Origin of the sequence: Micromonospora tarensis, from assembly GCF_016803395.1 — a bacterium.
GTDB lineage: Bacteria > Actinomycetota > Actinomycetes > Mycobacteriales > Micromonosporaceae > Micromonospora > Micromonospora tarensis.
Window position 1 is genome coordinate 35,906 of record NZ_JAEVHL010000005.1, and the last position, 11,650, is coordinate 47,555.

Here is an 11,650-nt window from a genome sequence, read left to right on the forward strand (position 1 = left end):
GGCAGCTCAGCGTCGCGACTGTCGGGCTGGCGGTGTTAGCGATCACATGGTCGGACCTCGGTCAGCTCGGTGCCCCGCCCGGTGCCGCGGACGCCGACCCAGATCGCTCGGTTCGCGTCAGCAGAGGAGGATCATGCTTTCCATCGGTCGGGTTCCCCGGGGTGCGCCACGTCGGCGCGGGTGGCTGTCGAGACTTGCTGTCGCCGCGATGACACTGGTGGTCGGTGGCGCGGCCGCAGCCGTCGCCGCGGCGCCCGCGTCAGCGGCGACTGTCGACACCAGTGCCTGGTACGTGTTGGTGAACCGCAACAGCGGCAAGGCCCTGGACGTGTACAACCTGGCGACCAACGACGGTGCGCGGATCACGCAGTGGACCCGCAACAATGGCAACCAGCAGCAGTGGCAGTTCGTCGACTCCGGTGGTGGCTACTACCGGTTGAAGTCGCGGCTGTCCGGCAAGGTGTTGGACGTCTCGGGCTTCTCGACCGCCAACGGCGCCAGCATCGTGCAGTGGAGCGACACCAACGGCACCAACCAGCAGTTCCGGTTGGCCGACTCGGACAGCGGCTACGTCCGGCTGATCAACCGGAACAGCAACAAGGTGATGGAGGTGCAGGGCGCCTCGACCGCCGACGGCGGCAACATCGTGCAGTACGACGACTGGAGCGGCACCAACCAGCAGTGGCAGCTCGTCCGCGTCGACGGCGGCACCGACCCCACCACGCCGCCCCCGTCGAACGGCACCTTCTCGAACCCGGCAATCTGGCAGGACTTCGCGGACGTCGACATCATCCGGGTCGACAACGCCTACTACCTGTCGGCGTCCACCATGCACTACTCGCCGGGCGCGCCGGTGCTGCGCTCCTACGACCTGGTGAACTGGGAGTTCGCCGGGCACTCCGTACCGCGCCTGGACTTCGGGTCGAAGTACGACATGAACGGCGGCAACGCGTACGTCGACGGGATCTGGGCGTCGACGTTGAACTACCGGCCGAGCAACCGGACGTACTACTGGGCCGGGTGCATTGACTTCGCGCAGACCCACATCTACACCGCGTCCGCCGTCGACGGCGCGTGGAGCAAGCACACCACCATCCCGAACTGCTACTACGACGCCGGGATGCTGATCGACGACAACGACACCATGTACGTGGCGTACGGCAACGGCACCATCAGCGTGGCCCAGCTGTCCGCTGACGGGAAGTCCCAGGTCCGCGCCCAGCAGGTGTACCAGACGCCGTCGAGCATCGGGACGCTGGAGGGCGCCCGCTTCTACAAGCGCAACGGCGCCTACTACATCTGGCTCACCCGCCCGGCCAACGGCCAGTACGTGCTGAAGTCGACGAACGGTCCGTTCGGCCCGTACGAGCAGCGTCAGGTCCTGCTCAACCTGCCCGGCCCGATCTCCGGCGGCGGTGTGCCACACCAGGGCGGGCTGGTGCAGACCCAGAACGGCGACTGGTACTACATGTCCTTCGTCGACGCGTACCCCGGTGGTCGGATGCCGGCCCTGGCGCCGATCACCTGGACCGGCGACGGTTGGCCCGTGTTGCAGACGGTCAACGGCACGTGGGGCAGCTCGTACCCGAAGCCGAACCTGCCGGCGCCGCCCCGGGCGGTCAAGCCGCTCACCGGCACCGACACCTTCGCCGGCACCACGCTGGGCCCGCAGTGGGAGTGGAACCACAACCCGGACAACAGCAAGTGGTCGGTCAACAACGGGCTCAACCTGCAGACCGCCACCGTCACCGGGGATCTGTACAAGGCGCGCAACACCCTGACCCACCGCATCCAGGGGCCCACCTCGACCGCCACCATCGAGCTGGACTACTCCACCATGCGCGACGGTGACCGCACCGGTCTGGCGGTGCTGCGCAACTCGTCCGCCTGGATCGGAGTTCGGCGGGACAACGGGGCCACCCGTCTGGTCATGCAGAACGGTCTCACGATGGACGGCAGTTGGAACACCACGAGCACCGGCAGCGAGGTGGCGAGCACCGCCGTCTCCGGGGGCCGGATCTGGCTGCGCGCCAACGCCGACATCAGACCCGGATCCGGCCGACAGGCCCGCTTCTCGTACAGCACGGACGGGGTCAACTTCACCTCGTTCGGCAACGCCCTGACGCTGGCGAACAACTGGCAGTTCTTCATGGGCTACCGCTTCGCCATCTTCAACCACGCCACCCAGGCGCTCGGTGGCGCGGTCACCGTGCGGCGGTTCGATCTGACCACACCGTGACACCAGTCACACAACTGTCGAGTTGACCGGTGGCGTGGGCGGCGTACGCCTGCCGTCGCCGCGAGCCCGCACCACCGGCTGCCGTCCCCGCCGGCCTGCCCCCCGCTCTGTCCAGGAGCGGGGGGTGGGCCGGTGTCGGCCCGACCGGACCGGCACTCGGCGCGGGAACTGTGTTGCACGACTCCGGCGCATTGCCCGGTCCCGGCAGTGCCGTGCCCTATTCGGGGCTGTTGCTGGCGTAGACTGTCGGCGATCCAGCGCTGGTCACCTGGGATTCAGCACCGGCGTGGTGACTGAGCGAGGGGGATCGGGCCGGGCCGCTCCAGTCGACGTCGACCGGGCCGCGGGCCGGAGACGTAGCGGGGGGAGCGAAATGGCCGTCCACGGTCCCGCGATGACGGACGTCGCCCGTCTCGCCGGTGTCTCCCATCAAACCGTGTCGCGGGTGCTCAACGGGCACCCCAACGTCCGTGAGCAGACCCGGCTTCGGGTGCGGGCGGCGATCGCCGAACTCGGCTACCGCCCCAACGGCGCGGCACGCGCGCTGGTGACCGGCCGATCGCAGGTCATCGGGGTGGTGGCGCAGAACACGACGCTCTACGGTCCGGCGTCGCTGCTGGCGGCGCTGGAGCAGACCGCCGCGGAGGAGGGCTTCGCGGTCAGCGTCGGCAGCGTGCGGAACCTGGACCACCGCTCGATCTCGGCGGCGGTTGAGCGGCACCTGTCGCACCGGGTCGCCGGCATCGTGGTCATCGCGCCGGTCGAGTCGGCCGGTGAGGCGTTGGAACGCCTGCCGAAGGACGTCCCGCTGGTCACTGTCGACGGCGACCCGAGCCGGCCGGTGCCCCTGGTGACTGTCGACCAGGTGGCGGGTGCACGGGCGGCGACGCAGCATCTGCTCGACGCCGGCCACCGCACCGTCTGGCACGTCTCCGGGCCGTCCGACTGGTTCGACAGCGTCGGGCGGATCGACGGCTGGCGGCAGGCACTGCTGGCCGCCGGGCTGGAGCCGCCGCCACCGATGCCGGGGGACTGGTCCGCGGCCTCGGGTTACCGGTCCGGGCAGATGTTGGCGCGCATGCCCGAGGTCACCGCCGTCTTCACCGCCAACGACCACCTCGCGCTCGGTGTGCTGCGGGCGTTGCACGAGTTCGGTCGGCGGGTGCCGCACGACATCAGCGTGGTCGGCTTCGACGACGTGCCGGAGGCGGCATACTTCATCCCCCCGCTGACCACCGTCCGGCCGGACTTCGACGCGGTGGCGCGGGCGAGCCTGCAGATGCTGCTGACCCAGATCGAGTCGGGCACCGGCGGGGCGCTGCGGCAGACCGTCGCGCCGGCCCTCGTCGCCCGCGAGAGCGTCGGCCCACCGCGTCGCTGACGGTCGGTCACACCGGCGACGCCGCCGGGTGTGCGAGCTGCCCGCCGCTGTCATCAGTGCATGTCGATGCTCCGTTTCCTGACTGATAAGACGCGACTCGATGGCGCGCCGGGGGCGCGATATCGACGCGTGGTGATATGACGTCGGGAAGCTATTGAACCTCGTGAAATGTCGCCGTAACATGACTGACGTCTCTGTTAACGCTAACAAAAATTGGCGTCCAGCTATCAGCCTGCTGACCAGCGATCGTCATCACGGGCGGGCGCCACCAACAAGGAGGCTCGATGAACCGCATCACCCGAGGTCGTCGATGGGGGAGCGTGCTGGCGGCCGGACTGCTGCTGGCCGGCACCCTGGTCGGCCTCCGCGCCCCGGTCGCCCAGGCGTTGGAGAACGGCGTGGCCCGCACTCCCCCGATGGGCTGGAATTCGTGGAACTCGTTCGGCTGCAACATCAACGAGGCGCTGATCCGGCAGAGCGCGGACGCGATCGTCAGCAGCGGGATGCGCGACCTGGGTTACCAGTACGTCGTCGTCGACGACTGCTGGTTCAACCCGAACCGGGACAGCTCGGGCAACATTCAGGGAGACCCGACCCGGTTCCCCAGCGGAATGAAGGCGCTCGGCGACTACCTGCACGCCCGGGGCCTGAAGTTCGGTCTGTACCAGGTGCCGGTCGACAAGACCTGCGCGCAGTACTTCGGCTCCTACCCGGGCGCGACCGGTAGCCGCGGCCACGAGGCCCAGGACGCCCGGCAGTTCGCCGCCTGGGGCGTCGACTTCCTCAAGTACGACTGGTGCTCCCCGGAGGGCAGCATCACCGACCAGGTGACCACCTTCGCCAAGATGCGGGACGCGCTGGCCGCCACCGGTCGACCGATCGTCTACAGCATCAACTCGAACAGCATCCACGCCAAGACCGGCCCGCAGCGCAACTGGGGCGATGTGGCGAACATGTGGCGCACCACCGAGGACATCACGAACAAGTGGGACACCGGCCAGACCAACGGCTACCCGATGGGGATCCAGAACATCATCAACGTCACCGTTCCGCTGACGTCGTACGCGCGGCCGGGTGGGTTCAACGACCCGGACATGATGGAGATCGGCCGCGGCGGCATGAACGACACGGAGATGCGTAGCCACTTCGCGATGTGGGCGATCATGGCGTCGCCGCTGATCGCCGGCAACGACGTCCGCAACATGGACGCCGCGACGCAGACCATTCTCAAGAACTCCCGCCTGATCGCGATCAACCAGGACTCGCTCGGGTTGCAGGCGTCGCAGGTCTCGTTCGACGGCACCCGCCGGGTGCTGGCCAAGCGGCTCGCCAACGGTGACGTCGCCGTCGCCCTGTTCAACCAGGGCTCCTCGACCACGACGATCTCGACCACCGCCGCCGCCGTCGGCAAGTCCGGCTCGTCGTTCACCCTGGTGGAGTCGTGGACCGGGGCCACCAGCTCCAGCAGCGGGGCCATCAGCGCCAGCGTCCCGGCGCACGGCACTGTGGTGTACCGGGTCAGCGGTGGCGGCACCACGACCCCGCCGCCGACCACGTCGGGCGCCCTCGCCAGCGTCGCCTCCGGCCGTTGCCTGGACGTCCCGAACAGCAACACGACAAACGGCACCCAGCCGGTGATCTGGGACTGCAACGGCGCCGCCAACCAGAGCTGGACCGCCAACGGTCAGGCCCTGCAGGCCCTCGGCAAGTGCCTGGACGCGCCCACGAACGCGACGGCCGGGTCCAAGGTGCAGATCTGGGACTGCAACGGCGCCGCCAACCAGCAGTGGACCAGCAACGCCAACGGCACGATCAGCGGCGTGCAGTCCGGCCTCTGCCTGGACGTCAACAACAACGGCACGGCCAACGGCACCACGGTGATCCTCTGGACCTGCACCGGTGCGGCGAACCAGCGGTGGTCACGACGGTAGCTGCCCGGGCTCCGCGGCCGGCCAGGTCGCGGCAGTCCACCTGAATGCTGGTGCCCGCGGATGACCGCCGTCGTCCGCGGGCACCAGCCTGTCCGGCAACGCGACGATGACGCCGAGTCGTCACCTCCCGCCCTTCCGGCGGATCGATCACATGACTACGCTCGCCTGGATGCGCCGTTACGAGACCGTGACACCGGTATTACCGGCCAGGTGTTGACGCAATCTATGTGAGCGCTAACACTACCCGAAAGATGACAGTTGGCCCCGGCAGTCGGCGGGGGAGTCCAAGAGAGGAGAACCCCGTGGGCAGGAGATTCCTGGTTGCTCTCGGCAGCGCGGCACTGGCGTTGAGCCTGGCGGCGTGCAGTGGTGAGGGAGCGGGTAGCGGTGGCAACACCGACAGTGACAAGCCCGGCGACCTGACCATCGGCGTGTCGATGCCGACCCAGACGTCGGAGCGCTGGATCGCCGACGGTAACGCGGTGAAGTCGAAGCTGGAGGCGAAGGGCTACAAGGTCGACCTCCAGTACGCCGGCGACGACATCCCCACCCAGTCGCAGCAGGTCGACCAGATGATCACCCGGGGCGCGGACGTCCTGGTCGTCGCGGCGATCGACGGCACGGCGCTCAGCAGCCAGCTGCAGGCCGCCGCTGACGCGAAGATCCCGGTCATCGCGTACGACCGGTTGATCCGGGGCAGCAAGAACGTCGACTTCTACGTCAGCTTCGACAACTACAAGGTCGGCGTCGCCCAGGCCACCGGGCTGCTCGTCGGCCTCGGCCTGCAGAACAAGGACGGCTCGAAGGGTACGGCGAAGGGCCCGTTCAACATCGAGCTGTTCGCCGGCTCGCTCGACGACAACAACACCCAGTTCTTCTTCGGTGGCGCGATGGAGACCCTGAAGCCGTTCATCGACAACGGGACCCTGCGGGTCAAGTCCAAGCAGACCACCATCGAGCAGGTGGCCACCCTGCGCTGGCAGCAGGAGACCGCGCAGAAGCGCATGGAGGACCTGCTCACCTCCAGCTACAACGACGGCTCGAAGGTCGACGGCGTGCTCTCCCCGTACGACGGCATCTCCCGGGGCATCATCACCGCCCTGCAGAACGCCGGCTACGGCAGCGCCGCCAAGAAGCTCCCGGCGGTGACCGGCCAGGACGCGGAGATCGCGTCGATCAAGCTGATCAACGACGGGGTGCAGACCTGCACCGTCTTCAAGGACACCCGGCTGCTGGCCGAGCAGGCCGTGAACGCCGCCGAGGCGTTCCTGCAGAAGAAGCAGCCGCAGGCCAACGACACGCAGACGTACAACAACGGCGTCAAGGTCGTCCCGGCGTTCCTGCTGCCGATCGTCACTGTCTACAAGGACGACATCAAGACCGCGCTGATCGACTCCGGCTACTGGACGGCGGAAGAGGTCGCCGCCGGTCAGGCCAAGAAGTAAGCCAATCGTCGCCCGGCGGTCACCGCCGGGCCCGACGTCTGGGCGGACCGCGTCCAGACCTGACCGGAGGACAGTGACCATGGATGACACCATCCTCGAGATGCGTCGCATCACCAAGACCTTCCCCGGCGTGACCGCGCTGGAGGACGTCAGCCTCGCCGTGCGCCGCGGGGAGATCCACGCCATCTGCGGGGAGAACGGCGCCGGCAAGTCCACCCTGATGAAGGTGCTGTCCGGCGTCCACCCGTCCGGCTCGTACGACGGCGAGATCCTCTTCGACGGCAAGCCGATGCAGTTCCGTGGCATCCGGGACAGCGAGGCCAACGGCATCGTCATCATCCACCAGGAGCTCGCCCTGGTGCCGTACCTGTCGATCGCGGAGAACATCTTCCTCGGCAACGAGCGGCGCGGTCGCGGCGGCCTCATCGACTGGAACCTGGCCAACGCCGAGGCGGGAAAGCTGCTGGCGTCGGTCGGGCTGCACGAGAACCCCGTCACCCCGGTCATCCAGCTCGGCGTCGGCAAGCAGCAGCTGGTCGAGATCGCCAAGGCGCTGTCGAAGAAGGTGCGTCTGCTGATCCTGGACGAGCCGACCGCCGCGCTCAACGACGTCGACTCGGCTCACCTGCTCGACCTGTTGCGGGCACTCAAGGAGCAGGGCATCACCTGCATCATGATCTCGCACAAGCTCAACGAGATCACCGCCATCGCCGACTCGACCACCGTCATCCGGGACGGACGCTCGGTCGAGACCCTCGACATGAGGTCCAACGAGGTGACCCAGCAGCGGATCATCCGGGGCATGGTCGGACGCGACCTGGACAGCTTCTATCCCGACCGCGAGTCGTCGCCGGGCGAGGAGGTCCTGCGGATCGAGGACTGGACGGTACGACACCCGGTCCAGGAGCGGATGGTCGTCGAGGGCGTCAACCTGTCCGTGCGCGCCGGTGAGGTCGTCGGCATCGCGGGTCTGATGGGCGCCGGCCGGACCGAGCTGGCGATGAGTGTGTTCGGTCGGTCCTACGGGCGCGACATCCGAGGCCGGCTCTTCGTCAAGGGACGCGAGGTGCACGCGCGCACCGTCGCCGAGGCGATCGACAACGGCATCGCCTACGTCACCGAGGACCGCAAACGCTACGGCCTCAACCTCATCGACGACGTGCGGCGCAACGTGTCCGCCGCCGCGTTGGACCGGCTGTCCCGGCTCGGCTGGGTGAACGGCAACGAGGAGATCAAGGTCGCCGAGGCGAGCCGCCAGGAGATGAACATCCGGACGCCCAGCGTCATGGCGGTGGTCGGCAAGCTCTCCGGCGGCAACCAGCAGAAGGTCGTGCTGTCGAAGTGGCTGTTCACCGACCCGGACGTGCTGATCCTCGACGAACCCACCCGGGGCATCGACGTCGGCGCCAAGTACGAGATTTACACCATCATCAATCGGCTGGTGGCCGCCGGCAAGGCGGTGATCGTCATCTCCTCCGAGCTGCCGGAGCTGCTCGGGATGTGCGACCGCATCTACACCCTCGCCGCAGGCCGGATCACCGGTGAGATGCCGGTGGCCGAGGCGACTCAGGAGAGCCTCATGGAGCTGATGACCAAGGACAAGGAGCTCGTCGGATGACAAGCATCAAGACCTCTTCGACGGAGCGTCCGACGCCCTCGGACAGCACACCCGCCGCCGCCCTGCACAGCGGGACGAGTGACCTGCGGGCGCTGGTGTTGAACAACCTGCGGCAGAGCGGGATCTACGTCGCCCTGGTCGTCATCGTCGCGCTCTTCGCGGTCCTGACCGACGGGGTGTTGCTGAGCCCCGGCAACATCACCAACATCGTTCTCCAGTACTCGTACATCCTGGTGCTCGCGATCGGGATGGTCATCCTGATCATCGGTGGGCACATCGACCTGTCGGTCGGGTCGGTGGTCGCGTTGACCGGAGCGGTCTCCGCCGTCCTGGTGATCCAGCAGGGTCACCCGTGGTGGATCGGCGTGCTGGCGGCGCTGGTCGTGGGCGTCGCGGTCGGCGCGTGGCACGGCTTCTGGGTGGCGTACGCCGGCATCCCGGCCTTCATCGTGACCCTGGCCGGCATGCTGCTGTTCCGGGGACTCACCCTGCGGGTGCTCGACAACATCTCGCTGTCGCCGTTCCCGGCCGAGTACCAGAAGGTCGCGGCGGGCTTCCTCAACGGCCTGCTCGGTGGAAACGGGTTCGACGCCTTCACGTTGCTGATCGGCGCCATCGCCGTCGCCGGGTACGCGGTCAGTGGCTTCCGCACCCGGGTGGCGCGGATCCGCTACCAGCAGCCCGTCGAGTCCTTCCCGCTGTTCGTCGCCCGGGTCGTGCTGGTCGGCGCGGTCATCATGTACTTCGCCTGGCAGTTGGCGCACGCCCGAGGGCTGCCGATCGTGCTGATCATCCTGGCGTTCCTGGTGCTGGTCTACGGCCTGCTCACCCGGCGTACCGTCTTCGGTCGCCAGGTCTACGCGATCGGCGGCAACCTGTCGGCGGCGGCGCTGTCCGGGGTCAAGGTCCGCACCGTCAACTTCTGGATGTTCGTCAACATGGGCTTCCTGGCGGCGGTGGCCGGCGTCATCTACTCGTCGCGGTCCAACGGCGCCCAGCCCGCCGCCGGCAACATGTTCGAGTTGGACGCGATCGCCGCGGCCTTCATCGGCGGGGCGGCGGTCACCGGCGGCGTGGGCACCGTGGTGGGTGCGATGGTCGGTGGTCTGATCATGGCGGTGATGAGCAACGGCATGCAGCTGATGGGCATCGACCAGTCGACCCAGTCGGTGGTGAAGGGCCTCGTCCTGCTCGTCGCGGTCGCCTTCGACGTCTACAACAAGCGCCGGGCCGGCACGGCCCGCTGACGTCCCGGCAAGCCGCCAGTGTGCCCCTGCCCGTTCGACGGGCGGGGGCACACTGGCGTTCGGCGGTGGCCCCGCGCCGCAGGCTGGGTGCCACGCTCGACTCGGACCTCACCTCTCGCGGTGCTGTAGGGCTGCCCCACATGTGGGGCAGCTCTACAGGGAGCCGCACCGGAGCCAAGGGCTCGACGCCGCGGCGCGGTGGGAAGCACCCCGCGCCGCGGCGAAGGGGAATCCCGCTGCACCCCGCAGGGTGCAGCGGGATCGATCGGGCGGTCAGTGGCAGTTGCCGGTGCCGCTGTCGGTGTAGCTCTGCCCGGCGACCGGCACGAACTGCCAGTCGTAGCTGCCGGAGTGCAGGGTGAACTTCAGCACGCCCCAGGCCGAGCTGTTACGCGCTTCGCTGTTGGGCTGGATGGTGCCGAAGCCGTAGTGGCCCGCGCCGCCCATCCCGGCCACGAAGCTGCGCAGACCCCGGCTGGCGTCGGCTCCGCCGGACGGGTTCATCGGCGCGAACCGCTCGTACACGTGGTTGTGCCCCCACACCACCACGTCGGCGTTGTAGTCGTAGAGCGCCTGGTACAGCGGGCGGGTCGAGGTCGACGGCGCGTGGTTGGAGCTGGAGGTGAAGAGCGGGTGGTGCCAGTACGCGATCGTGCACGGCTTGCTGCTGGCGGCCAGGTCGGCGCGCAGCCACTGCTCCTGCGTCGAGCCGGCCGACATGCTGATGTTCGAGTTCAGCGACACGACGTGCCAGTTGCCGAGGTCGAACGAGTAGTAGCCGCGGCCGCTCGGGCCGGCGGACGTACCGAAGTAGTTGTAGTAGCCGGTCGCGCCCGACGTGTTGTAGTCGTGGTTGCCCGGCGACGGGCGGGTGCGGCTCTTGTGCCGACCCCAGGTGGGCTCGTAGTAGCTGTTGAACTGCGAGGCGGTGCCGCTGTCGTAGACGTTGTCGCCGGTGGTGAAGACCGTCCCCGGAATGGTGTCGAGCAGCGCCGCGGTGGCGCTGTCGCCGGAGCCGGAGTCGGCGATGTCGCCCGCGCCGACGAACACCGGGTCGCCCGACGGGGGCGGCGTGGTGGTGCCGGTGGTGACCACCAGTTGCGGGGCGTCGGCGCGCTCTCGCGGGTGTCGTAGTAGGCGCCGTCGCCGCTGGCCGAGGTGGCACCGAAGCTGTACGTGCCGTTGCCGGTGACGGCGGAGGTGACGTCGACCTCGTACCAGGTGTTGCCGCTGACCGCCCCGATCGTGCCGAGTGTGGCTCCGTCGATGGCCGGCTGGTTGTTCCAGGTGGTCCCGGTCTCCGACCACGTCGTGTTGGACATCCGGCGGAACGTGCCGCCGGCGTCGCTGCCGCTGTTGCCGCTGATCGTGCGCAGCCGCAGCTTGGCGCTGGTCACGGTGCCGCTGACGCCGCTCACGGTGAAGCGCAGGAACGCGCGGCGCGCCGGTGAGTTGTCGACCACGACCTGCGTCGCGGTGCCGTAGTTGGTGGCGGCGGTGTCGTTCTGCACGTAGGTGTCGGCGACGGGCGTGAACGTCACGCTCGCCGCCGACGCCGTGCCGGCGCCGGTCACGACGGCGGCGGTCGCGGCGAGGACCACCGTGGCCACCCCCAGCGTCACCGACGGACGAGGGAATCGAATGTCCATCCAGGACTCCTTCACATCGTGGGAAGAGCGCAAGGAATGTAGGAGAGTCGACGGTCCGGCGGGCCACGGTCATATGAACAGTACGCTCAGGCAGTGAAACATCTCGATGTTTGTCACCTGTTCACCTGACGCACGCCTGC

8 protein-coding genes and 1 pseudogene are annotated in these 11,650 nt (G+C 68.4%); 7 read left to right on the top strand and 2 right to left on the bottom strand.

Annotated features, from left to right (window positions below; translation table 11 throughout):
• Window positions 1–133: 133 nt before the first annotated feature.
• From JM949_RS02245 to mmsB, 6 genes are all read left to right on the top strand, one after another.
• Window positions 134–2,239 carry a family 43 glycosylhydrolase gene (locus JM949_RS02245; RefSeq protein WP_203146787.1) on the top strand — a complete coding sequence of 702 codons (2,106 nt, stop codon included), beginning with the start codon at window positions 134–136 and terminating at the stop codon, window positions 2,237–2,239.
• 394 nt (window positions 2,240–2,633) lie between these two features.
• A complete protein-coding gene (locus JM949_RS02250; protein WP_203146788.1) occupies window positions 2,634–3,620 on the top strand; it encodes a LacI family DNA-binding transcriptional regulator in 987 nt (328 codons plus the stop codon).
• A 284-nt stretch (window positions 3,621–3,904) separates the two neighbouring features.
• Complete coding sequence (locus tag JM949_RS02255; RefSeq protein ID WP_203146789.1) at window positions 3,905–5,551, top strand: glycoside hydrolase family 27 protein; 1,647 nt, start codon at window positions 3,905–3,907, stop codon at window positions 5,549–5,551.
• Window positions 5,552–5,853: 302 nt separating this feature from the next.
• On the top strand, window positions 5,854–6,996 hold the full coding sequence (gene chvE / locus JM949_RS02260; RefSeq protein WP_203146790.1) for a multiple monosaccharide ABC transporter substrate-binding protein: 1,143 nt from the start codon (window positions 5,854–5,856) through the stop codon (window positions 6,994–6,996).
• Between the two features lie 79 nt (window positions 6,997–7,075).
• Entirely contained in the window at window positions 7,076–8,614 is a 1,539-nt protein-coding gene (mmsA, locus tag JM949_RS02265; RefSeq protein WP_203146791.1) for a multiple monosaccharide ABC transporter ATP-binding protein, read from the top strand.
• Window positions 8,611–9,861, top strand: coding sequence for a multiple monosaccharide ABC transporter permease (gene mmsB / locus JM949_RS02270; protein ID WP_203146792.1), 1,251 nt, complete (start codon window positions 8,611–8,613; stop codon window positions 9,859–9,861). Before mmsA ends, mmsB begins: the two co-directional genes overlap by 4 nt.
• Before the next feature lie 273 nt (window positions 9,862–10,134).
• Here mmsB and JM949_RS02275 read toward each other — a convergent pair whose 3' ends face one another.
• Entirely contained in the window at window positions 10,135–10,956 is an 822-nt protein-coding gene (locus tag JM949_RS02275) for a metallophosphoesterase family protein (RefSeq protein WP_309231961.1), read from the bottom strand.
• 71 nt (window positions 10,957–11,027) lie between these two features.
• Window positions 11,028–11,483, bottom strand: a pseudogene (locus JM949_RS36275) (CBM96 family carbohydrate-binding protein); the annotation flags it as partial.
• Between JM949_RS36275 and JM949_RS38930 the strand changes: the two are divergent.
• Window positions 11,392–11,607, top strand: coding sequence for a hypothetical protein (locus tag JM949_RS38930; protein ID WP_309231962.1), 216 nt, complete (start codon window positions 11,392–11,394; stop codon window positions 11,605–11,607). The pseudogene JM949_RS36275 and the gene JM949_RS38930 overlap by 92 nt on opposite strands.
• Window positions 11,608–11,650: the final 43 nt, after the last annotated feature.